Here is a 22,844-nt window from a genome sequence, read left to right on the forward strand (position 1 = left end):
AACTAAGGAGGTAAAATTTATAAAAGGAGAATTCATCATGAATTTAACATTTTTAGGTCTTTGTTTAGCCTGTTTTGGTGTATCACTGGCAGAAGGTTTGATGATGAGTAGCTTATTGAAATCTGCGTCTCGTCAACCAGAAATTATCGGTCAATTGCGTAGCCTCTTGATTCTTGGTGTTGCCTTTGTCGAAGGTACTTTCTTCGTAACCTTGGTTATGGCCTTTATTATCAAATAGACGCTTCTATTTTAGAAAAGGAGGTGTCAAACCTTGGAAGAAAGTATCAATCCAACGATTACTCTTGGACCTGTATCTTTTAATTTGACCCTACTTGCTATGACCCTGATTTCTGTTTTCGCCGTTTTTGGCTTCATTTATTGGGCCAGTCGAAAAATGTCGATCCGACCAAAAGGCAAACAAAATGTGCTGGAATACGCATATGACTTTGTCGTAGGCTTTACAAAAGGAAATATTGGGGAACATTACATAAAGGACTATTCCTTGTTCTTGTTTGTTCTTTTCCTCTTTCTTTTAGTAGCCAATAACATTGGATTGATGGCTAAAATCGAAACGACCAATGGTTACAATTTGTGGACATCACCAACCGCTAACCTGGGTTATGACTTTGCCTTTTCATTTTTGATCACCTTAATCGCCCATGTAGAAGGAATTCGCCGACGTGGTGTGAAGGAATATTTAAAGGCTTTTGTGACACCCGGATTTATGACCCCCATGAATATTTTGGAAGAATTAACGAACTTTGCCTCCTTGGCACTTCGGATCTTCGGAAATATCTTTGCGGGTGAGGTACTAGCAAGCTTGCTTGTGACTTTGTCGCATCAAGCTGTTTATTGGTATCCATTTGCCTTTATTGGAAGCATGGCGTGGACAGCGTTTTCGATTTTCATTTCATGTATCCAAGCCTATGTGTTTACCATGTTGTCATCAATTTATATTGGTAAGAAAATTAATGGTGAAGAGTAAGTAGAGGAGGAGTAGAAGAATGCATGTATCAATGAGTGAAATTATTGGTAACTTTATTCTCATTGCTGGTTCCTTCCTATTATTAATCTTTTTAATAAAGAAATTTGCATGGAACAATATCAATGGAATTTTAGAAGCGCGTGCCAAAAAGATTACAGATGATATTGATGGAGCAGAATCAGCTCGTCAAAAAGCTGAGGAACTAGCAAGTAAACGTGAAGAAGAGTTGGCAGGTAGCCGCAAAGAAGCTGCGTCTATCGTCGAAAATGCAAAGGAAACTGCAGAAAAGAATAAATCTCAGATCCTTTCAGAAGCCACTCAAGAAGCAGTACGTTTGAAAGAAAAAGCGCAACAAGAAATTGCGCATAACAAAGAAGAAGCATTGAACAGTATCAAAGGTGATGTGGCAGATCTCACTGTCAATCTTGCCAGCAAATTGTTGAGCCAACAGCTGGATGCTGAAGGTCAACGCCAACTGATCGATCGCTATCTTGATGAATTAGGAGAAGCCTAATGGACAAAAAGCAACTGATGGTGATTGAGAAATATACCCAGCCTTTTGTTCAATTGGTCTTTGAAAAAGGAGAACAAGACCTAGTCTTTGAAAAATTGACTCAAATCAAGGGTATTTTTGAAGAGACTGGACTTGCTAACTTCTTAGCTCATATCGGTGTAGAGGATGAAGAGAAAGCAAAAAGTCTCAGACTTTTTCAACCCTCTGATTCACAATTACTCGACCATTTGATTGAAGTGGTTATTCTCAATCATCGTGAAGCCTTATTTTATGACATTGTAACGATTTGTTTGGATCAGATTCAACTGTTGAGCAACGCTTTTGTCGTCACTGTTACGACGGTTGCTGGTTTGGATCCTGTTCAAGAGCAAAAGCTAATCCCCATTATCGAAAGAAAATTTGGGATTCAAGTTCGCTCGATCCAACAAAAGATCGATCCAGATTTAATTGGTGGCTTTGTCGTGACAGCCAATCATAAAACGTTGGATACCAGTCTCAAACACCAATTGCAAGTTATAAAATCTAAATTGAAATAGAAAGTGGTGTGAATTTTGGCGATTAACGCACAAGAAATCAGCGCTTTAATTAAGCAACAAATTGAAAATTTCAAGCCAAACTTTGACGTCACTGAGACAGGTGTTGTAACCTACATTGGTGACGGGATTGCCCGTGCTCATGGTCTTGAAAATGCCATGAGTGGTGAGTTGTTGATCTTTGAAAATGGCTCATACGGGATGGCCCAAAACTTAGAGACAACGGATGTCGGGATCATCATCTTGGGTGATTTCACGGATATTCGTGAAGGAGACTCTGTCCGTCGTACAGGTAAAATCATGGAAGTCCCTGCAGGGGATGCCTTGATTGGTCGGGTTGTCAACCCACTTGGCCAACCAGTAGATGGTTTGGGTGAGATTGTAACAGATAAATTCCGTCCAGTTGAAACACCAGCTCCTGGTGTTATGCAACGGAAATCTGTCTCAGAACCCCTACAAACTGGTTTGAAAGCCATTGATGCCCTCGTTCCAATCGGACGTGGCCAACGGGAATTGATTATCGGGGACCGTCAAACAGGGAAAACTTCGATTGCCATCGATACCATCTTGAACCAAAAGGGTCAAGACATGATCTGTATCTATGTGGCGATTGGTCAAAAAGAATCAACAGTTCGTACGCAAGTAGAAACTCTTCGTAAATACGGAGCCATGGATTATACGATTGTGGTAACCGCTTCGGCTTCCCAACCGTCTCCATTGCTCTACTTGGCACCTTATGCCGGGGTTGCCATGGCAGAAGAGTTCATGTATAACGGTAAACACGTTTTGATCGTCTATGATGATTTGTCAAAACAAGCCGTAGCCTACCGTGAATTGTCCCTTCTTCTTCGTCGTCCACCAGGACGTGAAGCCTTCCCAGGGGATGTCTTCTATCTCCACAGCCGTTTGTTGGAACGTTCAGCTAAAGTTTCAGATGAATTGGGTGGTGGCTCTATTACAGCTCTTCCAATCATTGAAACCCAAGCAGGAGATATTTCTGCTTATATCGCAACCAACGTGATTTCGATCACAGATGGACAAATCTTCTTGCAAGATAGTTTGTTCAATGCTGGTATTCGTCCGGCCATTGATGCAGGTTCTTCTGTATCCCGTGTAGGGGGAGCTGCCCAAATCAAGGCTATGAAGAAAGTTGCGGGTACTCTTCGTATCGACCTCGCTTCATACCGTGAATTGGAAGCCTTCACGAAATTTGGTAGTGACTTGGATGCTGCGACTCAAGCGAAATTGAACCGTGGTCGCCGAACAGTTGAAGTCTTGAAACAACCTGTTCATGAACCATTGACAGTTGAAAAACAAGTCGTGATCTTGTATGCCTTGACTCATGGTTTCTTAGATAGTGTTCCAGTAGACGATATTCTTCGTTTCCAAGAAGAGTTGTTTGATTACTTTGAAGCACATTATAACCAAATCTTTGAGACGATTCGTTCGACACATGATCTTCCAGCAGAAGAAGAACTGGATGCAGCCCTTACAGAATTTGTCAACCAGTCAAATTTCAAATAGAAATAGGAGTGGAAGATGGCAGTTTCATTAAATGATATAAAAAATAAAATTGCATCCACTAAAAATACCAGTCAAATTACCAATGCTATGCAGATGGTGTCTGCTGCTAAACTCGGGAAATCTGAGCAAGCAGCCAAGGATTTTCAGGTTTATGCCGCTAAGGTACGTAAGTTACTAACAGACTTGCTCCATGGACATGAAACAGAAAATGCCAAATCCCATCCTATGTTGGTGAGTCGGCCGGTAAATAAGACAGCTTATATCGTGATTACATCTGATCGTGGTTTGGTCGGAGGCTACAATGCCTCCATCCTTAAAACCATGATGGAAATGAAGGCAGAATACCATCCAACTGGAGATGACTTTGAAGTGATCTGTATTGGAAGTGTCGGTGCGGATTTCTTCCGTGCCCGTGGGATTCAGCCGGTTTATGAATTGCGTGGTTTGCCTGATCAACCTAGCTTTAAGGAAGTTCGCAAGATCATTTCGAAAACAGTCCAAATGTATCAGGAAGGCTTGTTTGATGAGTTGTACGTCTGTTACAACCATCACGTCAACAGTTTGACCAGCCAAATGCGGGTGGAACAGATGCTTCCAATTATTGATTTGGACCCCAATGAAGCAGATGAGGATTATGTATTGAATCTAGAATTGGAATCTAGTCGAGATGCCATTTTGGATCAATTGCTCCCTCAATTTGCTGAAAGCATGATCTATGGTGCCATTATTGATGCTAAAACAGCTGAAAATGCTGCGGGGATGATGGCTATGCAAACTGCAACAGACAATGCCAAGAAAGTCATTGATGAATTAACGATTCAATACAACCGTGCTCGTCAAGCAGCGATTACACAAGAAATTACCGAAATCGTTGCAGGTGCTAGCGCCCTTGAATAGTTGTCGGATACAATTTTTTATACAAAAACGGATGCTCGAAAGAGAACTTTTGAGCAGTAGAAATTACTTAGAATAGGAGAATGACATGAGTTTAGGCAAAATTTCTCAGGTCGTAGGTCCCGTCGTAGACGTTGCCTTTTCCGTTGGAGATAAACTTCCTGAGATCAATAATGCGCTTGTAGTCTATAAAAATGACCAACAAAAATCAAAAGTCGTTCTTGAAGTAGCTTTGGAACTTGGTGATGGGGTCGTACGGACCATCGCCATGGAATCAACTGATGGTTTAACACGTGGAATGGAAGTCTTGGACACAGGTCGTCCAATCTCTGTTCCAGTCGGAAAAGAAACCTTGGGACGTGTCTTCAATGTTCTTGGAGATACCATTGACTTGGATCAACCTTTTCCTGAGGATGCTCCTCGTGACTCTATCCACAAAAAAGCTCCATCCTTTGACGAGCTCTCTACTTCAGAAGAAATTCTTGAAACAGGGATCAAGGTTATTGACCTCTTAGCCCCTTATTTGAAAGGTGGGAAGGTCGGACTCTTCGGCGGTGCCGGAGTTGGGAAGACCGTCTTGATTCAAGAATTAATCCATAATATTGCCCAAGAACACGGTGGGATTTCTGTATTTACCGGTGTTGGGGAACGGACACGTGAAGGGAATGACCTTTACTGGGAAATGAAAGAATCTGGCGTTATTGAAAAAACAGCCATGGTCTTTGGACAAATGAATGAGCCACCTGGAGCACGGATGCGTGTTGCTTTGACTGGTTTGACCATTGCGGAATACTTCCGTGATGTCGAAGGTCAGGACGTTCTCTTGTTTATCGACAATATCTTCCGTTTCACCCAAGCCGGATCTGAAGTATCAGCCCTTTTGGGACGGATGCCATCAGCCGTTGGTTACCAACCTACTTTGGCAACTGAAATGGGGCAATTGCAAGAACGGATTACGTCAACGAAGAAAGGTTCTGTTACATCCATCCAAGCCATCTATGTGCCAGCCGATGACTATACAGACCCAGCGCCAGCAACCGCCTTTGCCCACTTGGATTCAACAACCAACTTGGAACGTAAATTGGTACAATTGGGGATCTACCCTGCGGTGGACCCATTGGCATCAAGCTCACGTGCCCTTTCTCCAGAAATCGTAGGAGAAGAACACTATGCAGTAGCATCTGAGGTCAAACGTGTCCTTCAGCGTTACCATGAATTGCAAGATATCATTGCTATCTTGGGGATGGATGAATTGTCTGACGAAGAAAAGACCTTGGTTGCTCGTGCTCGCCGGATCCAATTCTTCTTGTCACAAAACTTCAACGTTGCGGAACAATTTACCGGTCAACCTGGTTCATACGTACCTGTTGCAGAAACTGTTCGTGGTTTTAAAGAAATCTTGGACGGAAAATATGACCATCTTCCTGAAGATGCCTTCCGTGGTGTTGGATCGATCGAAGATGTGATTGCCAAAGCTGAAAAAATGGGATTCTAAGAAGAGGTGAAAGATGAGTCAAATGAACGTCCAAATCGTTACACCGGATGGACTGGTTTATGATCATCATGCCGCATTTGTATCTGTCAAGACAATTGATGGTGAATTAGGGATTTTACCTCATCATATCAATACCATTGCGGTTTTGGCTGTAGACCAAGTAAAGGTTCGTCGTGTCGACGATGACAAACATATTGATTGGATTGCAGTCAATGGTGGGATTATCGAAGTAGCTGATAATGTCATTACCATTGTTGCCGATTCTGCCGAACGTGCTCGAGATATCGACATTAGTCGTGCAGAACGTGCCAAACTGCGAGCTGAAAAAGCGATTGAAGAAGCCAAAGATCAGCATTCGGTTGATATGGAACGTCGTGCTAAAATTGCTCTTCAACGCGCCATTAACCGGATTAATGTCGGAAATCGTTTATAAGATATTCAAAATAAGGTGGAGGTTTTGTCCTCACCTTATTTTTGTTGGGAGAGAATCAAAAGAAGAAAGTAAGGACCAAATATGGTATAATAGCTATATGATTCAAATGATTTTTAATCTTTCAAGCCATCTATTGTTTATCTTTTTTGCCTATTACCTATTGTTGAACCTGGTTCAATGGGAAAAGTTTTTAAAAGTAAGTGCTGAAAATGCGGTTAAAATCCGTTTTTTGATCTTGATGATCAGCGTCGGAATAGGCTATCTAGCCAGCTCATTTTTTATCAGTGTCTATGAGATGAGTCGGCAGATTTTTATTGGCCAATTCTAGCCACATTTTATAAAAAATATGGTATGATAGAAAGCGTGACTTTAAGAAATTGGAGAACAATCCCGTATGGAAAAAATAATCGTTAATGGTGGTCATAATCGACTGGTTGGAACCGTCAAAATCGAAGGAGCAAAAAATGCTGTCCTTCCTCTTCTTGCTGCAACAGTTCTAGCAAGCGAGGGCGTGACAACCTTGAAAAATGTACCTGTTTTATCAGATGTCTTTACAATGAACAATGTTGTTCGTGGGTTGAATGCACAAGTAACCTTCAATGAAGAAGACAATACGGTTGTCGTAGATGCGCAAGCAAAATTATCAGAGGAAGCACCTTATAAGTATGTGAGCAAGATGCGTGCTTCTATCGTTGTCCTAGGTCCTGTCTTGGCACGCAATGGCCATGCCAAAGTTTCCATGCCTGGAGGCTGTACGATCGGTAGTCGTCCGATTGACCTCCACCTGAAAGGTCTGGAAGCTATGGGAGCTGAAATTACCCAAACAGCCGGCTATATTGAAGCAAAAGCAGATCGTCTCAAGGGAGCACACATCTATATGGACTTCCCATCAGTAGGGGCGACACAAAATATTATGATGGCGGCAACCTTGGCAGATGGAGTTACTGTGATTGAAAATGCAGCTCGGGAACCTGAAATTGTTGACCTAGCACTCTTGCTGAATAAAATGGGGGCTAATGTTAAGGGGGCAGGAACTGAGACCTTGACCATTGTTGGTGTGGAGAGCTTGCATGGGGCAAACCACAATGTTGTGCAAGACCGCATCGAGGCCGGAACCTTTATGATTGGGGCAGCCATGACTGGTGGAGATGTCTTGATCGAAGATGCCATTTGGGAACACAACCGTCCGCTTTTATCTAAGATGCAGGAGATGGGTGTAACGGTAACCGAAGAAGAAAATGGCATTCGGATTCAGTCGGATATCAGTAAGCTCCGTCCAGTGACGGTTAAAACTCTTCCCTACCCAGGATTCCCAACCGATATGCAGGCTCAATTCACAGCCTTGATGGCCATGGCTAAAGGTGAGTCTACCATGATTGAAACGGTCTTTGAGAATCGCTTCCAGCATTTGGAAGAAATGCGTCGGATGGGCGTTCACTCGGATATTATGCGGGATACAGCTCGTATCGTTGGAGGGGAAAGCTTCCAAGGTGCAGAGGTCATGTCGACAGATTTACGAGCAAGTGCAACCTTGGTCTTGATGGGCTTGGTAGCAGAAGGAGAGACGAAAGTCAGCAAATTAAGTCACTTAGATCGTGGTTATTATCAATTCCATGAGAAATTAGTGGCACTAGGTGCAGACGTGAAACGTGTAGAGGAAGAAGACGATGAAAACTAATCTTCGCTATGTTGGAAAACAGCTAGGAATTGTCCTCCTGTTGGCTGTGATTGGAATCATCATTTTTGCAGTTGGTTTGGTCATTGGTTATGGAGTGATTGGAGATGGAAAAAATCCATGGTCCATTCTCTCTCCGGACACTTGGTCAGAGATCATTGGAAAACTAACAGGCAAATAAGCTTTTAACTAAAATTGAGTAAAAAGGAGAGCAGCGAATCGAGTCAGTGACCATCTAGCGCTGCTCTTTTTTGGAGAGAGGCATGACAAAACAAGTATTAACGAAACGAACCAAACAAACCCTAGCAGGTTTTGTGGTGGCAACGGCCCTAGCTATCGGGGGCTATTATTTTAATCAACCGACGGTAAAAGAAGCGACGGATCAGGTTGTTTCGGTGGTGACTAGTAGCCAACAAGAAACACCTAGTAAAGAGTTAGCTAGCTCTGTACTAACGAAATCGGCTCGTTCACAATTGGGAAATGACTTGGAATGGAATGGTGCTGGAGCCTTTGTAGTTAAGGGGAATCGCACAGATCTGGATGCCAGTGTGGCTAGTCAACCCTATGCAGATAACAAGACAAAAGAAGTGAATGGAAAGACCGTACCGACGGTTGCGAACGCTATTATGACCAAGGCGACTCGCCAGTATAGAGATCGGGAGGCAACAGGAAGTGGTCTAACCGATTGGAAACCAGCAGGTTGGCACCAGGTCCACAATCTGTCCGGTGAGTATGACCATGCTGTGGATCGGGGCCATCTATTGGGCTACGCCTTGATCGGCAATCTCAAAGGTTTTGATGCTTCGACGAGCAATCCCAAAAATATCGCTGTGCAAACGGCTTGGTCCAATCAAGCCAATGATCCTCATTCCACTGGTCAAAACTACTACGAGACCCTGGTTCGAAAAGCACTGGATAAGAACAAGAGGATTCGCTATCGAGTAACCTTGATCTACAACCAACCAGAAGATTTGATTCCATTAGGTTCTCAGATCGAAGCTAAATCGAGTGATGGAACCCTTGAGTTCAATGTCTTTGTTCCCAATGTTCAAAGTGGGATTAGCCTGGATTACCAGACAGGAAAAGTAACCGTTCATCAATAAGCTGGAAAGCGCAGTTATTTAAGTTATTTTTAAGAATGGGGTGTTACAATTGCATACCTTCTTTAAGAGAAAGGAGAATGTATGAGAACCATTTTTCGATTTTTCATAGGAATCCTTCGCATGGCTTGGAGTCTTTTTTGGGGATTTTTCTGGACCATTGCCATCAGTTTTCTCGTTCTAGTGGGGATCATCTATTTTACAGATTCTCCTAGTTCTGGTATGGATGGATTTGGACGAGCTGCCCAAAAGGTTGTCTATCAAGTCGGCAATTTATTTGGAGATCAGGGGTTTGCATCGCGCTTTGGGATGGCACCTAGCTCACAGACTACGCAGACAGACAATCATGAGCATAGCGGTGCTCGCTGGGAGAAAGCGGAGGCCACGGTCTACCTGGATCCCAATATCAGTCAAACTTTTGTAAAAGCTTATCGGGATGCTATTGAGGCTTGGAACCAAACAGGCGCCTTTACCTTCAAGTTGGTTACAAATGAAAAAGAGGCTAATGTGGTCTTGACGGAAATGGATAACGCATCCGTTTCTGCTGCAGGAGAGACTGCCTCTCAGACCAACCTCTTAACCAACCGCTTCACCCACATCACAGTGCGTCTCAATCGCCATTATCTTTTAAATTATGTCTATAACTATAGTTATGATCGGATTGTCAATACAGCTGAGCATGAGTTAGGCCATGCGATTGGGCTGGACCACACTGATGGAGAATCGGTCATGCAACCGGCTGGTTCCTTCTACAGTATTCAGGATACAGATGTGGAAGCAGTCCGACAATTATACAAGGAAGAATAAGTTTTAAAATACTTTCTAAAAGTTCTGAGCCTCAAGGGGCTCAGGATTTTTTTGATGGCTCGTCTTTCCTTGTTTAATCTGAAAAAAGATAGTAAAATAAGGACATGATTATTTTACAAGCCAACAAAATTGAACGCTCTTTTGCAGGGGAGGTTCTTTTTGATAATATCAGCCTGCAAGTGGATGAACGGGACCGGATTGCCCTGGTAGGAAAGAACGGAGCCGGCAAGTCTACGCTCTTGAAAATCTTGGTGGGAGAAGAAGAACCAACTTCTGGGGAAATCAATAAAAAGCGCGACCTTTCCCTCTCCTATCTGGCCCAGGATAGCCGCTTTGAGTCGTCCAATACCATCTACGATGAGATGCTCCATGTCTTTGACGACCTCCGTAAAACGGAGAAAACTTTGCGGCAGATGGAGCTTGAGATGGGGGAAAAAACTGGGGCTGACTTAGAAAAACTCATGCAGGACTATGACCGTCTCTCGGAAGAATTCCGTCAGGCAGGTGGCTTCACCTATGAAGCAGATATCCGCGCGATTCTCAACGGCTTTAAGTTCGATGAGTCCATGTGGCAGATGAAGATTGAAGAGCTATCAGGAGGGCAAAATACCCGTCTAGCTCTGGCCAAGATGCTTCTAGAAAAACCAAATCTCTTGGTACTGGACGAGCCGACCAACCACTTGGATATTGAGACCATCGCCTGGTTGGAAAACTATTTGGTCAATTATAGCGGGGCCCTTCTCATTGTCAGCCACGACCGGTATTTCCTAGACAAGGTCGCCACCATTACACTGGACTTGACCAAGCATTCCTTGGACCGCTATGTCGGCAATTACTCCAGCTTTGTCGAGCAAAAAGAACAAAAATTGCTGACTGAAGCCAAGAACTACGAGAAGCAACAAAAAGAAATTGCAGCTCTGGAAGACTTTGTTAATCGTAATTTGGTGCGGGCTTCGACTACCAAGCGAGCCCAGTCTCGGCGCAAGCAGTTGGAAAAAATGGAGCGTCTAGACAAGCCGGAAGCTGGAAGTAAGTCTGCCCATATGACCTTCCATTCTGATAAGACCTCGGGAAATGTCGTCCTGACAGTAGAAGAGGCAGCCGTCGGCTATGACGATCAAATCCTGTCAGAGCCCATCAATCTGGATATCCGCAAGATGAATGCGGTCGCTATTGTGGGACCAAATGGGATCGGGAAATCTACTCTTATCAAGTCCATCGTCGGGCAGATTCCTTTTATCAAGGGTGAAGCTCGTTTTGGGGCCAATGTCGAGGTGGGTTACTATGACCAGACCCAAAGTAAACTAACGCCTCACAACAGTGTCTTGGATGAGCTCTGGAATGACTTTAAACTGACGCCAGAAGTAGAAATTCGCAATCGACTGGGAGCCTTTCTTTTCTCTGGGGATGATGTCAAGAAAACCGTCGGCATGCTGTCGGGTGGAGAGCGGGCCCGCTTGCTTCTAGCCAAGCTGTCCATGGAAAATAACAATTTTTTGATTCTCGACGAGCCGACCAACCATTTGGATATCGATAGCAAGGAAGTGCTAGAAAATGCCTTGATTGACTTTGACGGGACCCTGCTCTTTGTCAGCCACGACCGTTACTTTATCAATCGGGTGGCTACACAAGTCTTGGAACTCTCAGAAGAGGGCTCAACTCTTTACCTAGGCGACTATGACTATTATCTGGAGAAAAAAGCTGAGTTAGAGGCTCTTGCAACAGCACAAGCAGAAGCTGTGCCTGTTTCCTCTACGGAGGAAGTCACCAGCAATGACTATCACTTGCAAAAACAAAATCAAAAGGAACTCCGGAAAATCACTCGTCGCATTGAGCAATTGGAAGCGGAGATGGAAGAGCTGGATCAAAAAATCCAAGAAATCAGCGAAACTATGCATAGCACCAACGACGCAGCCGACTTGGTTCAACTCCAAAGCGAGCTGGATCAACTGACTGTCCAGCAGGAAGCGGTCATGGAAGAGTGGGCAGAACTGTCAGAGCAGGTGGAATAAATGGAAGATTTGGGCAAAGTTTTCGTGAATTTCGAATTAATAAGAATTACACGTTGAAAGAAGTTGCGGGCCACTGACGTTTGCGAACTCATGGAGAGCCAGTAGCAAATCGACCAGCTGAGCGCCGCCCAAGAAGAAGCCGAGCTAGAATGGGAAGAACTAGCGCAGTAAGTATAGTTTTCTAATTTGTATAAGGAGAACATTATGGCGACTGAAAATGATTGGTTTATGAAGCAGGTTAAAGGTGTAGCCGACATGATTGGTACAACTTTGCGCCTACAGATTCAAAATTTAGATTTGGGGCAGTATGAAGATGAGGAAGGAAGACTCATCAACGGGGCTCACTATCTTCAGCAAGTTCTAGAAGAGCAGCGCTTTGCAGAGGCCATTTCTTTTGTTGAAGAGCAGATGAAACGCCTACCTCTTCATCAGTATGATCTATTGGTTGATTGGCTGATTTCCTACTTAAGACAATTAGATGTTTCCGTGAAAGAAGATCTAGGATTCTACGAAGGGTACTTGCAAGAGTTAGAAAGGCACTTAAAGGAATTTAAGTGGTAATCAAATGGAAGATTTAGGCAAAGTTTTTCGTGAATTTCGAATCAGTAAGAATTATTCGTTGAAAGAAGCTGCAGGAGAGGCTTGCTCGACCTCCCAGTTATCCCGTTTTGAATTGGGGGAGTCGGATCTGGCTGCTTCGCGCTTCTTTGACATTTTGGACAATATCCATGTGACAATTGAGAATTTTATGGATAAGGCCAGAAATTTTCAACACCATGAGCATGTCGCCTTAATGGCTCAGATTATTCCACTTTACTATTCAAATGATATTGCAGGTTTTCAAAAGCTTCAAGAAGAGGAACTTGAAAAGGCTAAACATTCGACCAATCCCCTCTATTTTGAGCTGAACTGGATCCTGCTACAAGGCCTGATTTGCCAGAGAGATGCCAGCTACACGATGCAGCAGCGTGATCTGGATAAGGTGGCAGATTATCTCTTTCAAACGGAAGAGTGGACCATGTATGAATTGATCCTCTTTGGCAATCTCTACAGCTTTTATGATGTGGACTATGTCACACGGCTTGGGAGAGAAGTGATGGAGCGTGAAGATTTCTACAAGGAAATTGGTCGCCATCGAAAACTGGTCTTGATTCTGGCTCTGAATTGTTACCAGCATTGTTTAGAACACCGTGCTTTTGAAAATGCCAGCTATTTTGAAGCCTATGTAGAAAAGATTATCGGGAAGAGCATCAAACTCTACGAACGCAATATCTTTCATTATCTCAAGGGATTTGCTCTGTATCAGAAGGGGCAAACAGAAGAAGGGCGGCAGCAAATGCAGGAAGCCATGCATATTTTTGATGTGCTGGGACTGCCAGAGCAGGTGGCCTATTATAAAGAACACTTTGATAAATTTGTAATAGATCAATGTTCCTAAATAGGACAGAGATAAAGGAGATTTTATGAACCGACATGCGGTCCAATTAATTAGTCGTGGAGCAATTAACAAAATTGGAAATATGCTCTATGACTATGGGAATAGTGTCTGGCTGGCCTCGATGGGGACTATAGGAAAGACGGTATTAGGGATCTATCAGATTTCTGAGTTAGTGACAGGGATTCTCGTGAATCCTTTTGGAGGAGTGATTTCAGACCGTTTTTCTCGTCGCAAGATTTTGATGACGACCGACTTGGTTTGTGGACTCCTTTGTTTGGCGATTTCTTTTATCACAAATGATATCTTGATGATTGCGGCTCTTATTTTTGCCAATATTGTTCAGGCCATTGCCTTTGGTTTTTCTCGCCCTGCCAATAAAGCCATTATTACCGAGGTAGTAGAGAAAGACGAGATTGTGACCTATAACGCCCACTTGGAGTTAGTCTTACAGGTTGTTAGTGTCTGTTCACCTGTTTTTTCTTTCCTAGTTCTACAATTTGCCAGTCTTTATATGACCCTCTTATTAGATGCACTGACCTTTTTCATTGCTTTTGTCCTAGTGGCTTTCCTTCCGAAAGAAGAAGCTAAGGTTCAAGAGAGGAAACAGTTTACCGGGAAAGATATTTTTTCTGATATCAAGGATGGGTTAGACTATATCTGGCATCAGAAAGAGATTTTCTTTCTCTTATTAGTGGCTTCTAGCGTCAATTTCTTTTTTGCAGCTTTTGAGTTTTTACTTCCCTTCTCGAATCGTCTATACGAGGTTAAAGGAGCTTATGCGACTATTTTAACGCTGGGAGCTATTGGATCTATTCTAGGAGCGCTTGTTGCCAATAAAATGAAATCAAGTATGAAAATTCTCCTGTTTTTACTGCTCATGGCAGGGGTCGGAGTGTTCATAATGGGCTTGCCCCTTCCGCCTTATCTTTCCTTTTCAGGAAATCTGATCTGTGAATTTTTTGTGACCATTTTCGACATCCACGTTTTTACTCAAGTACAAACCAAGGTGGAAGATGATTATCTAGGTAGAGTCTTGAGCACAATTTATACTTTGGCTGTTCTCTTTATGCCCATCGCCAAAGGGTTGATGACTTGGTTGCCAAGTGTCCGCATGGAATCATTTCTTTTTATTGGAGCTGGGGTTATTCTCTTTTCACTCTTGGCTCAGCTAGTAGCTAAGCAACTTCAATCAAAAGAACTGTAGGGATCCTTTGATAAATTTGTAAAATATTAATTTTCCCAAATAGGGGACAAAATGAAAACCTCTTTCATGAACTGATACAATAGTTTCAGAAAATGAAGGAGGTTTTTTTATGAATCGACATGCTATCCAGCTGATTGCTCGTGGAGCGATCAATCGAATGGGAAATATGCTCTATGATTACGGGAATAGTGTCTGGCTGGCCTCGATGGGGACGGTAGGAAAGACGGTATTAGGGATTTATCAGATTTCTGAACTTGTCACCTCCATTCTAGTCAATCCATTTGGTGGCGTGATCTCAGACCGTTTTTCCCGACGCAAGATTTTGATGACAACCGACTTGGTTTGTGGTCTCCTTTGTTTGGGCATTTCTTTTATCACAAATGATAGCTTGATGATTGCGGCCTTGATTTTTGCCAATATTGTCCAGGCCATTGCCTTCGCATTTTCTCGTACGGCCAATAAAGCCATTATCACAGAAGTTGTAGACAAGGACGAGATTGTGACCTATAATGCCCACTTGGAGTTGGTCTTACAGGTTGTTGGTGTCAGCTCTCCTGTGTTCTCTTTCCTTGTTTTACAATTTGCCAGTCTCCATGCGACCCTCTTACTGGATGCACTGACCTTTTTCATCGCCTTTGTCCTAGTGGCATTCCTTCCGAAAGAAGAAGCCAAAGCTCAAGAGAAGAAGCCTTTTACGGGAAAAGATATTTTTTCGGATATGAAAGATGGACTAGACTACATCTGGCATCAGAAAGAGATTTTCTTTCTCTTGTTGGTGGCTTCAAGCGTCAATTTCTTTTTTGCAGCTTTTGAGTTTTTACTCCCCTTTTCCAATCGCCTTTACGGGGTCAATGGAGCCTATGCAACCATCTTAACCTTGGGCGCTATTGGCTCCATCATCGGAGCCTTGATTGCTAATAAATTTAAATCAAGCATGGAGATGCTTCTCTTCTTATTGATTTTAACAGGAGTAGGAGTATTCATGATGGGCTTGCCCCTTCCTCCTCTTCTATCCTTTTCTGGAAATTTAGTCTGTGAACTCTTTATGACGATTTTTAATATTCACTTTTTTACCCAAGTGCAAACCAAGGTAGAAGGAGACTACCTGGGCAGGGTCTTAAGCACTATTTTTACCCTAGCCATTCTCTTTATGCCGGTGGCTAAAGGCTTGATGACCTGGTTACCAAGCGTTCGAGTAGAATCCTTTCTCCTGATTGGAGCAGGCGTCATTCTCTTTTCACTCCTAGCACAAGTAGTCGCCAAGAAAATACAAGCAAAAGAAGGTACATCAGCATAAAAAAAGCACCGAATGGTGCTTTTTTAGTTGTTATTTTTTTCTTCTATTTTAACTTCTTTCTTTTCTTCCTCCAGTTGCTTTTGAGTGCTCTTGAGTTCTTTTTTTAGGGAGAAGCCCTTTGAAAAATTAACCAAGGTCATGACAAATGCACCCAAGAGGACACAGAGCAAGATCAGAATGATCAAGGGCAATTTAAATTGGACCAAGAGGAAATTCACAGTGACTGATTGCATGTTTGCAAGGGAAATACCAGCAATCAATAAAATTAAAAGTAATAAAGCAATGTAGTGTAGATTATTTTTGTTCATCATTATCTCCTTATTGTTCAGTCGGTGCCTTGCTTTTCACATCAGCGTATTCTTCCGGCTGCTCTAGGCTTAGAATCTCCTCATAAGCCGGTAGGGAAAGGTCCGTGCCATATTTATTTTTTAAGGCAGTGCTCACCAAGCGATAGGCCAAATTGGCATTTCGGGACAAGATAGGACCGTGGAAGTAGCTCCCAAAGACGTTCTTGTAATGAACCCCTTCGCAACCATCTTCTTTGTTGTTCCCATTTCCATAGACAACCTTGCCCAGCGGTTTTTCATCCTCTGCCAAGAAGGTCCGACCTTGGTGGTTTTCAAAACCATAATAGGTTTCGTTAAATTCTTCGTTATGGATCTTGATATCACCGATATAGCGGTTGTTGACTTGGTTGAGCGTATAGTGGCCCATAATACCGAGCCCTTCAATGCGTTTGCCAGAAGCTTCAATGTAGTACTGACCCAGAAGCTGAAAGCCACCACAGATAGCAAGGACCACACCATCGTCATGAATGAAGCGTTCAAGATCTTCTTTTTTATCTGGTAGATCTTCTGATACAATGGTCTGTTCGTAGTCTTGGCCGCCACCGAAAAAGGTGATATCATAGGCATCAGGGTCGAACCGGTCTTTGAGAGAGACGATATCCACTGTGACATGGGCTCCAAGTTTTTCAGCAACGTACTTGAGCATGAGGATATTTCCATTGTCTCCGTAGGTATTCATTAAGTTGCCGTAGAGATGGGCAATGCGCAGGCTGTATGGATACTGTGCCTGATCAGAAGATTCTAGAGAAGTATAAGTCATTAGTGCATCTCCTTTTCAATCAGGTGTTCTTGGGCCAAGAGTTCACGGAATTCAAGCATGGCCGTATAAGTGGCTAAGATATAGGCGTGAGGGGTTTCCTGTTGCTGGATGCGTTGGAAGACCTCTTTTAATTCAGCCATTTCTGTGATCTTTTCAGCCGGATAGCCAGTGACCCGAAGTCGCCGAGCAATCTCAGAGTGGCGCACCCCACCAGCATTGATTTCTGGAATATCCATCTGGGTGATTTGCTCAAAGTCCGCATCCCAAATCCAGCTGGTGTCGATCCCATCCGCATAATTCGCATTGAGGAGGGCTGATAAGCTAAAGGAATAAGGAGCTAGTTTGATCATTTCAATAGCTTGGGTCGCACCAACTGGATTCTTAATCAAAACCAAGGTACATTCCTTATCCCCAATCTTAAAGGTTTCCTGGCGACCAAAGACAGCGCGACTGCGATCAAATCCTTGCTTAATCACTTCAGGTTGCACTCCAAAGAATCCAGCAACAGAGACAGCTGCTAAGGCATTGTAGATGTTGTAAAGACCACCGATATTGATGTGGTAATCTTGCCCTTGGATCCGGAAGTTGGAAGATCGATGGGTTAAAGAGAGGAGGTCCGATACGGCATAGGTCAGAGGTGGCCGGTGGAAACCACAGTGCTCACAGATATAATCTCCCAGGTTAGCATAGGTATTGAGCTTGTACTTGAGGATGTTGTGGCAATGCGGGCACAGGATTCCTTCTGTATTGTAATGAGCTAGTTGTGGCTCTGATTTGTCTGTATCAAATCCATAATATTGGATCGGATTGGACAAGGTCTGACTATTAAAGAGCGGACTATCTCCATTTAACAGAACCGTCGCAGTTGGGACCTTGTGAATGGCATCCAAAATCATTTGGTAGGTCGTATAGATCTCACCGTAGCGGTCCATCTGATCCCGGAAAATATTGGTGACCACAAAAAGGCTGGGCTTAATATAATCACAAATCCGAGAGAGGCTGGCCTCGTCAATTTCAAGTACCGCAATCGGTCGATTTGATTTCGAATGCTTAGCCCGTAAGAAGGTCGTTGTAATCCCAGAGATCATATTGGCCCCGCTTGGATTGGTCAAAATCGGTCCAAACGCTTCTTGGAGAATACCTACGGTTAGTGCAGTGGTCAGGGTTTTCCCATTTGTCCCTGTAATCACAACAATCTCATAGTTTTTGGCCAGTTGACTGAGAATATCTTTATCAAATTTGAGGGCTACTTTACCTGGTAGGGTTGATCCCCGCCCCATTTTTTCTAGAATAGAGCCGGAAAGCTTTCCTGCCAGAAGGCCCAAGGTTGTATTTATCTTCATAAATCATATTTTATCATAAAAAGCATCAGAAGGTTACAGAAAAATCTGTTGAAACATGTTATAATAAGGTGATGTCTTTTAGAGAAGTGGTAGGTATGAGAATATGAATATTCAACAGTTTACAAATCCACAATTTTGGACCAGTTTGTTCCCGAATTGGTGGAGTATTATTATCAATATCATTGATATTGCCCTGGTGGCTTGGTTGTTGTATTTTTTGATCAAGGCCATCGTAGGGACTAAGATCATGATTTTGGTTCGTGGAGTTATTATCTTTTTCTTGGTGCAGTTTTTAGCCAATTTCTTAGGTCTTACGACTATTTCATGGCTGATCAATCAAGTCATTACCTATGGGGTTATTGCCCTGGTTGTGATTTTCTCACCTGAGATTCGGATTGGTTTAGAACGTCTGGGTCGAGCGACAGAATTCTTTACGACGAGTGAAGTCAGTCAGGAAGAGAAGATGGTGCAGGCCTATGTCAAGGCAGTAGCTTATATGAGCCCACGTAAGATTGGTGCCTTGGTAGCCATTCAAGGAGCTAGAACCCTTCAGGAATATATTTCCACAGGGATTCCTCTAGGTGCAGATATTTCAGGAGAATTGCTGATTAATATCTTCATTCCTAATACTCCTTTGCACGATGGAGCGGTCATTGTCCGCAATGATAAAATTGCCGTTTCTTGTGCTTACCTGCCCTTGACAGAAGACACCGGAATTTCAAAAGAGTTTGGAACGCGTCACCGTGCAGCTATTGGCTTATCTGAAGTTTCTGATGCCTTTACCTTCGTGGTATCAGAAGAAACGGGCGGGATCTCTGTGACCTATAATGGAACTTTCCGACACGATTTAACTTTAGAAGAGTTCGAGGCAGAATTGAGATCCTTCTTGGTTCCTGAAGAGAATAAAACGAGTAGTTGGAAAGAGCGTCTATTTGGGAGGGTAACAAAATGAGATCGAAAAAAGAATTTCTTTATGTTTTAGCCTCCGTCTTATTGTCCTTTATCTTGTTTATCAATGCATCTTCCTTTAATTTTCAAAATAATAGTAGCGCTAGACAAGTGAGCTCAGAGACCTACACCAATACCTTGACCAATATTCCAATTGATGCCAAGTATAATGACAAGACATATTTTGTCAGTGGCTTGACATCCGAGGTAACAGTCTTTCTAAAGGGTTCAAACCGGGTCGCACTTGCAAGTGAGATGCAACAGGGAACTAGGAAGTTTCGCGTGGTAGCGGATCTTCGTAAGGTCAAGGAAGGTACCGTTGAAGTGCCGTTGATTGTGGAAGATCTTCCAGCTGGTTTGACAGCAACCGTAGAACCTCAGAAAGTTTCTGTAAAAATTGGGAAGAAAGCGAGAAAATCGTTTGCAGTTAGAGCCACGATCCCGGATAATCAAATTGTGGATGGAATTACGGTAACGGATATTTCTCTTGAAAAAACTAAGGTGGAAGTGACGAGTGATCAAGAAACCTTAAGTCGTATTGATCATGTCCAAGCAGTCTTCCCATCCAGTGAGATCATCAGTGGAAATTATAGTGGAACCATTTCCTTAAATGCAGTGGATGCTCAAGGAAATATTCTACCAGGCTTGGTTAATCCGAGTGAAACATGGATACAAGTGACCACAAAGAGTAGCTCGTCTACGTCAAGTTCTAGCAGTTCGTCGTCGACCTCTTCCAGTTCAAGTGATTAGAAAGTAAAAAGGTAATCAAAAATGGGTAAATATTTTGGAACGGACGGTGTCCGTGGAGAAGCAAATGTAGAATTAACGCCAGAATTAGCCTTTAAGTTGGGTCGTTTCGGTGGTTACGTGTTGAGCCAACATGAAGAAGAAACACCTTTGGTGTTTGTTGGACGTGATACGCGTATTTCTGGTGAAATGCTGGAGCATGCTTTGATCGCTGGTCTCTTATCAGTTGGGATTCGCGTTTATAAGTTGGGTGTGATTGCAACGCCAGGTGTTGCCTATCTGGTTCGTACGGAAAAAGCCAGCGCCGGCGTTATGATTTCTGCTAGCCACAATCCAGCCTTGGACAATGGAATCAAATTCTTTGGTGGTGATGGTTTCAAATTGGATGATGATCGCGAGCTTGAAATTGAAGCCTTGCTTGATGCCGCTGAAGATACCCTTCCACGTCCAAGTGCGCAAGGTTTAGGAACGGTCATGGAATATCCAGAAGGCTTGCGTAAGTATCAAGAATTCCTTGTATCGACAGGTGTCCAACTCGAGGGCATGCACGTGGTCTTAGATACAGCAAATGGTGCAGCCTCTACCAGTGCTCGTCAAATCTTTGCAGATTTAGGAGCTCAATTGACCGTCATCGGTGAAAACCCAGATGGTTTGAACATCAATGATGGGGTTGGCTCTACTCACCCAGAACACTTGCAAGAGAAAGTGAAAGAAGTAGGTGCAGCGATTGGTCTTGCCTTTGACGGAGATAGTGATCGCTTGATTGCAGTGGATGAAAATGGAGAAATCGTAGACGGGGATAAGATCATGTACATCATCGGTTCGTATCTTTCAAGCAAGGGCTTGCTTGAAAAAAATACGATCGTTACAACCGTCATGTCCAATCTCGGTTTCCACAAGGCATTAGATGCGAAGGGGATTCAAAAAGAAATCACAGCTGTTGGAGACCGTTATGTTGTCGAAGAAATGCGCAAATCTGGGTATAACCTTGGTGGGGAACAGTCCGGTCATGTAGTCATCATGGATTACAACACGACTGGTGATGGTCAATTAACAGGCGTTCAATTAACCAAAATCATGCAAGAAACCGGCAAAAAATTGTCTGAATTAGCTGCAGAAGTAACCATTTACCCACAAAAACTCGTCAATATCCGGGTTGAAAATAGTATGAAAGACAAGGCGATGGAAGTGCCTGCTATTCGTGTAATCATTGAAAAAATGGAAGCGGAAATGGCAGGAAATGGTCGTATCCTTGTGCGTCCAAGTGGAACTGAACCCCTCCTTCGTGTGATGGCAGAAGCACCAACTCATGAAGAAGTAGACTACTATGTGGATACCATTGCTGCAGTTGTCCAGGCAGAAATTGGTCTTTAAATCTATAAAAATAGCTCGCAAATGGGCGAGCAGAGGAGGAAATTATGAAACAGGTCCGTCAAATTGTATGGTCACTTGTCTTAGTGCTAACGATTCTATTCACAGCTGGTTTGACTAAAACCATTCAGGCCGCAGAAGTCTCATCTTATACACAGACAGCAAGCTTAACGAAAGATGGCAATCCTTTAACGAATGGCAGCAAGGTGTTGACGAATGAAAAATTGTCAGCAAGCATTTCTTTGACCTTCCCTGATTCGCAAGCCATTCAAGCTGGTGATACTTTAACACTTAGCTTACCAAAAGAATTAACCCTCTACACAGCATTGGAATTCAATGTTCTTGAGGAAGGTCAATCAAATGGTCAAACTGTGGGGAAAGCTGTTGTTGATACAGGTAAGAAAACTGTGACCGTTACCTTTAATGATTATTTCGCATCTCATCCACTTAATAAACGAGTTGCTCTTCATTTTGATGTAAAAGTAGACTCCGAAGTAGTTACAAAAACATCTCCAATCCAATTTAAATTAGGGAATACGAACTTTTCATTGAAATATGAAAAGACAGATGGGGAAGCTGGAGAATACGAGATGAAATACGGCTATCAAGATAAGTCTGATCCGACCATTTTTAAATGGCGCATTCTCTTAAATGCTCGTCAAGATATCCTCCGTGGAATGGTCATTAAAGACCAATTTGGAGATGGTTTAACTCTGGTTGAAGGTAGCTTGCGTGCGGTTCGCTATGCTCCTGTAGAAGGTGGGATCAAGAACGAAGCTCAGATCTTGAGTCTCCCAGTTCTGGATAACTTTACTAAAAAAGCTGTTTTCGATAAGAATGCAGATGGCAAGACCACTGGTTTTACGATTGAATTTGGTGATAACTACAATTGGCCAATGTATATTGAATATTCTACAAAAGTAGCTCCTGGTACAAAAGTAGGTGATCTTGTTCATAACACGCTAACATGGACAGCAACTAATTTCCCAGCACCGCGTAGTTTAACCCGCGAAGTGAGATTAGAATCAGGATCTGGCGAAGGATTAGGTGAGAAAGAACAAACCCCACCGACCCCAGAGCCTGAGCCATCTAAACCGCAACCGGATCCAAAACCGCAACCAGATCCAAAACCAAGTCCGAATCCAGATCCAAAATCATCAACCTCATCGTCTTTATCAAGTTCCAGCTCTTCATCAAGCTCATCATCAACTTCTGTTAAAGAAGAAGAAACTCCAAAACCTGGTAAGAAAAAAGTTCTTCCAAGTACAGGTGAAAAGATGACATCGGTGGTTCTTGTCATGGGTGTCTTCCTAGCAGTTCTATCGGTTGGTATTTTACGTGTAAGAAAAGATTCCTAAATCTATCCATGAAAGATCAGACTTCTGTCTGGTCTTTTTGTGTAGGCTCGATTTGAAAA

25 protein-coding genes are annotated in these 22,844 nt (G+C 43.1%); 22 read left to right on the forward strand and 3 right to left on the reverse strand.

Annotation, left to right across the window (positions count from 1 at the left end; translation table 11 throughout):
• Window positions 1–37: 37 nt before the first annotated feature.
• The 18 genes from GMC92_RS00505 to GMC92_RS00590 all read left to right on the forward strand — a co-directional run bounded on the left by GMC92_RS00505 (window position 38) and on the right by GMC92_RS00590 (window position 15,911).
• On the forward strand, window positions 38–238 hold the full coding sequence (locus GMC92_RS00505) for a F0F1 ATP synthase subunit C (protein ID WP_003006433.1): 201 nt from the start codon (window positions 38–40) through the stop codon (window positions 236–238).
• Window positions 239–271: 33 nt separating this feature from the next.
• Window positions 272–985, forward strand: a complete 714-nt coding sequence (gene atpB / locus GMC92_RS00510) for a F0F1 ATP synthase subunit A (RefSeq protein WP_024055550.1) — start codon at window positions 272–274, stop codon at window positions 983–985.
• A gap of 19 nt (window positions 986–1,004) precedes the next feature.
• The gene (gene atpF, locus GMC92_RS00515; RefSeq protein WP_004219970.1) at window positions 1,005–1,499 is read left to right on the forward strand and encodes a F0F1 ATP synthase subunit B; all 495 of its coding nucleotides are present in this window, start codon (window positions 1,005–1,007) and stop codon (window positions 1,497–1,499) included.
• Entirely contained in the window at window positions 1,499–2,035 is a 537-nt protein-coding gene (locus GMC92_RS00520; protein ID WP_024055549.1) for a F0F1 ATP synthase subunit delta, read from the forward strand. The genes atpF and GMC92_RS00520 overlap by 1 nt, the downstream gene beginning before the upstream one ends.
• 15 nt (window positions 2,036–2,050) lie before the next feature.
• Complete coding sequence (atpA, locus tag GMC92_RS00525; RefSeq protein WP_003006447.1) at window positions 2,051–3,556, forward strand: F0F1 ATP synthase subunit alpha; 1,506 nt, start codon at window positions 2,051–2,053, stop codon at window positions 3,554–3,556.
• 15 nt (window positions 3,557–3,571) lie between these two features.
• Window positions 3,572–4,453, forward strand: coding sequence for a F0F1 ATP synthase subunit gamma (locus GMC92_RS00530; protein WP_155199440.1), 882 nt, complete (start codon window positions 3,572–3,574; stop codon window positions 4,451–4,453).
• A gap of 85 nt (window positions 4,454–4,538) precedes the next feature.
• Entirely contained in the window at window positions 4,539–5,945 is a 1,407-nt protein-coding gene (atpD, locus tag GMC92_RS00535) for a F0F1 ATP synthase subunit beta (RefSeq protein WP_049486331.1), read from the forward strand.
• A 13-nt stretch (window positions 5,946–5,958) separates the two neighbouring features.
• The gene (locus GMC92_RS00540; RefSeq protein WP_003002471.1) at window positions 5,959–6,378 is read left to right on the forward strand and encodes a F0F1 ATP synthase subunit epsilon; all 420 of its coding nucleotides are present in this window, start codon (window positions 5,959–5,961) and stop codon (window positions 6,376–6,378) included.
• Between the two features lie 97 nt (window positions 6,379–6,475).
• Complete coding sequence (locus GMC92_RS00545; RefSeq protein WP_009732557.1) at window positions 6,476–6,706, forward strand: DUF1146 family protein; 231 nt, start codon at window positions 6,476–6,478, stop codon at window positions 6,704–6,706.
• A 66-nt stretch (window positions 6,707–6,772) separates the two neighbouring features.
• The gene (gene murA / locus GMC92_RS00550; protein ID WP_049474821.1) at window positions 6,773–8,056 is read left to right on the forward strand and encodes a UDP-N-acetylglucosamine 1-carboxyvinyltransferase; all 1,284 of its coding nucleotides are present in this window, start codon (window positions 6,773–6,775) and stop codon (window positions 8,054–8,056) included.
• The gene (locus GMC92_RS00555) at window positions 8,046–8,234 is read left to right on the forward strand and encodes a DNA-directed RNA polymerase subunit beta (protein ID WP_003006464.1); all 189 of its coding nucleotides are present in this window, start codon (window positions 8,046–8,048) and stop codon (window positions 8,232–8,234) included. Before murA ends, GMC92_RS00555 begins: the two co-directional genes overlap by 11 nt.
• Window positions 8,235–8,316: 82 nt before the next feature.
• Window positions 8,317–9,156 (forward strand): DNA/RNA non-specific endonuclease, encoded by an 840-nt coding sequence (locus GMC92_RS00560; protein ID WP_021152904.1) that lies wholly within the window; start codon window positions 8,317–8,319, stop codon window positions 9,154–9,156.
• 81 nt (window positions 9,157–9,237) lie between these two features.
• On the forward strand, window positions 9,238–9,960 hold the full coding sequence (locus GMC92_RS00565) for a M57 family metalloprotease (protein ID WP_155199441.1): 723 nt from the start codon (window positions 9,238–9,240) through the stop codon (window positions 9,958–9,960).
• 104 nt (window positions 9,961–10,064) lie between these two features.
• Window positions 10,065–11,972 carry an ABC-F family ATP-binding cassette domain-containing protein gene (locus tag GMC92_RS00570; protein ID WP_155199442.1) on the forward strand — a complete coding sequence of 636 codons (1,908 nt, stop codon included), beginning with the start codon at window positions 10,065–10,067 and terminating at the stop codon, window positions 11,970–11,972.
• Window positions 11,973–12,176: 204 nt separating this feature from the next.
• Window positions 12,177–12,533 carry a hypothetical protein gene (locus tag GMC92_RS00575; protein ID WP_045759259.1) on the forward strand — a complete coding sequence of 119 codons (357 nt, stop codon included), beginning with the start codon at window positions 12,177–12,179 and terminating at the stop codon, window positions 12,531–12,533.
• 4 nt (window positions 12,534–12,537) lie between these two features.
• Window positions 12,538–13,410 carry an XRE/MutR family transcriptional regulator gene (locus GMC92_RS00580; protein ID WP_155199443.1) on the forward strand — a complete coding sequence of 291 codons (873 nt, stop codon included), beginning with the start codon at window positions 12,538–12,540 and terminating at the stop codon, window positions 13,408–13,410.
• Window positions 13,411–13,435: 25 nt separating this feature from the next.
• On the forward strand, window positions 13,436–14,614 hold the full coding sequence (locus GMC92_RS00585) for an MFS transporter (RefSeq protein ID WP_021152909.1): 1,179 nt from the start codon (window positions 13,436–13,438) through the stop codon (window positions 14,612–14,614).
• A 109-nt stretch (window positions 14,615–14,723) separates the two neighbouring features.
• Window positions 14,724–15,911: an MFS transporter gene (locus GMC92_RS00590; protein WP_155199444.1), complete on the forward strand. Its 1,188-nt coding sequence runs from the start codon at window positions 14,724–14,726 to the stop codon at window positions 15,909–15,911.
• A gap of 23 nt (window positions 15,912–15,934) precedes the next feature.
• On the opposite strand, the gene GMC92_RS00595 is transcribed toward GMC92_RS00590, so the two are convergent.
• The 3 genes from GMC92_RS00595 to murT are packed head-to-tail and all read right to left on the reverse strand — an operon-like array spanning window position 15,935 to window position 18,361.
• A complete protein-coding gene (locus tag GMC92_RS00595) occupies window positions 15,935–16,219 on the reverse strand; it encodes a lipopolysaccharide assembly protein LapA domain-containing protein (protein WP_024056107.1) in 285 nt (94 codons plus the stop codon).
• Between the two features lie 10 nt (window positions 16,220–16,229).
• Window positions 16,230–17,018: a lipid II isoglutaminyl synthase subunit GatD gene (gene gatD / locus GMC92_RS00600; protein WP_155199445.1), complete on the reverse strand. Its 789-nt coding sequence runs from the start codon at window positions 17,016–17,018 to the stop codon at window positions 16,230–16,232.
• Window positions 17,018–18,361: a lipid II isoglutaminyl synthase subunit MurT gene (murT, locus tag GMC92_RS00605; RefSeq protein ID WP_155199446.1), complete on the reverse strand. Its 1,344-nt coding sequence runs from the start codon at window positions 18,359–18,361 to the stop codon at window positions 17,018–17,020. Before murT ends, gatD begins: the two co-directional genes overlap by 1 nt.
• A gap of 103 nt (window positions 18,362–18,464) precedes the next feature.
• Here murT and cdaA point away from each other — a divergent pair, with 103 nt between their 5' ends.
• Genes cdaA through GMC92_RS00625 form a run of 4 tightly spaced genes read left to right on the forward strand, consistent with a single transcriptional unit; the run spans window position 18,465 to window position 22,785 of the window.
• Window positions 18,465–19,313 carry a diadenylate cyclase CdaA gene (gene cdaA / locus GMC92_RS00610; protein ID WP_155199447.1) on the forward strand — a complete coding sequence of 283 codons (849 nt, stop codon included), beginning with the start codon at window positions 18,465–18,467 and terminating at the stop codon, window positions 19,311–19,313.
• Entirely contained in the window at window positions 19,310–20,059 is a 750-nt protein-coding gene (locus GMC92_RS00615) for a CdaR family protein (RefSeq protein WP_155199448.1), read from the forward strand. Before cdaA ends, GMC92_RS00615 begins: the two co-directional genes overlap by 4 nt.
• A gap of 21 nt (window positions 20,060–20,080) precedes the next feature.
• Window positions 20,081–21,430: a phosphoglucosamine mutase gene (gene glmM / locus GMC92_RS00620; RefSeq protein ID WP_155167842.1), complete on the forward strand. Its 1,350-nt coding sequence runs from the start codon at window positions 20,081–20,083 to the stop codon at window positions 21,428–21,430.
• A 44-nt stretch (window positions 21,431–21,474) separates the two neighbouring features.
• Window positions 21,475–22,785 carry an LPXTG cell wall anchor domain-containing protein gene (locus tag GMC92_RS00625; RefSeq protein ID WP_155199449.1) on the forward strand — a complete coding sequence of 437 codons (1,311 nt, stop codon included), beginning with the start codon at window positions 21,475–21,477 and terminating at the stop codon, window positions 22,783–22,785.
• The last annotated feature ends 59 nt before the right edge of the window (window positions 22,786–22,844 follow it).

The sequence above is a fragment of the Streptococcus parasanguinis genome (genome assembly GCF_009717775.1).
Taxonomy (GTDB): Bacteria; Bacillota; Bacilli; order Lactobacillales; family Streptococcaceae; genus Streptococcus; species Streptococcus parasanguinis_AG.

Coding starts and splice junctions, on each gene's coding strand:
- GMC92_RS00505 (WP_003006433.1), top strand. CDS start 38: ATGAATTTAACATTTTTAGGTCTTTGTTTAGCCTGTTTTGGTGTATCA.
- atpF (WP_004219970.1), top strand. CDS start 1,005: ATGCATGTATCAATGAGTGAAATTATTGGTAACTTTATTCTCATTGCT.
- GMC92_RS00520 (WP_024055549.1), top strand. CDS start 1,499: ATGGACAAAAAGCAACTGATGGTGATTGAGAAATATACCCAGCCTTTT.
- GMC92_RS00530 (WP_155199440.1), top strand. CDS start 3,572: ATGGCAGTTTCATTAAATGATATAAAAAATAAAATTGCATCCACTAAA.
- atpD (WP_049486331.1), top strand. CDS start 4,539: ATGAGTTTAGGCAAAATTTCTCAGGTCGTAGGTCCCGTCGTAGACGTT.
- GMC92_RS00540 (WP_003002471.1), top strand. CDS start 5,959: ATGAGTCAAATGAACGTCCAAATCGTTACACCGGATGGACTGGTTTAT.
- GMC92_RS00545 (WP_009732557.1), top strand. CDS start 6,476: ATGATTCAAATGATTTTTAATCTTTCAAGCCATCTATTGTTTATCTTT.
- murA (WP_049474821.1), top strand. CDS start 6,773: ATGGAAAAAATAATCGTTAATGGTGGTCATAATCGACTGGTTGGAACC.
- GMC92_RS00555 (WP_003006464.1), top strand. CDS start 8,046: ATGAAAACTAATCTTCGCTATGTTGGAAAACAGCTAGGAATTGTCCTC.
- GMC92_RS00560 (WP_021152904.1), top strand. CDS start 8,317: ATGACAAAACAAGTATTAACGAAACGAACCAAACAAACCCTAGCAGGT.
- GMC92_RS00565 (WP_155199441.1), top strand. CDS start 9,238: ATGAGAACCATTTTTCGATTTTTCATAGGAATCCTTCGCATGGCTTGG.
- GMC92_RS00570 (WP_155199442.1), top strand. CDS start 10,065: ATGATTATTTTACAAGCCAACAAAATTGAACGCTCTTTTGCAGGGGAG.
- GMC92_RS00575 (WP_045759259.1), top strand. CDS start 12,177: ATGGCGACTGAAAATGATTGGTTTATGAAGCAGGTTAAAGGTGTAGCC.
- GMC92_RS00580 (WP_155199443.1), top strand. CDS start 12,538: ATGGAAGATTTAGGCAAAGTTTTTCGTGAATTTCGAATCAGTAAGAAT.
- GMC92_RS00585 (WP_021152909.1), top strand. CDS start 13,436: ATGAACCGACATGCGGTCCAATTAATTAGTCGTGGAGCAATTAACAAA.
- GMC92_RS00590 (WP_155199444.1), top strand. CDS start 14,724: ATGAATCGACATGCTATCCAGCTGATTGCTCGTGGAGCGATCAATCGA.
- GMC92_RS00595 (WP_024056107.1), bottom strand. CDS start 16,219: ATGAACAAAAATAATCTACACTACATTGCTTTATTACTTTTAATTTTA.
- gatD (WP_155199445.1), bottom strand. CDS start 17,018: ATGACTTATACTTCTCTAGAATCTTCTGATCAGGCACAGTATCCATAC.
- murT (WP_155199446.1), bottom strand. CDS start 18,361: ATGAAGATAAATACAACCTTGGGCCTTCTGGCAGGAAAGCTTTCCGGC.
- cdaA (WP_155199447.1), top strand. CDS start 18,465: ATGAATATTCAACAGTTTACAAATCCACAATTTTGGACCAGTTTGTTC.
- GMC92_RS00615 (WP_155199448.1), top strand. CDS start 19,310: ATGAGATCGAAAAAAGAATTTCTTTATGTTTTAGCCTCCGTCTTATTG.
- glmM (WP_155167842.1), top strand. CDS start 20,081: ATGGGTAAATATTTTGGAACGGACGGTGTCCGTGGAGAAGCAAATGTA.
- GMC92_RS00625 (WP_155199449.1), top strand. CDS start 21,475: ATGAAACAGGTCCGTCAAATTGTATGGTCACTTGTCTTAGTGCTAACG.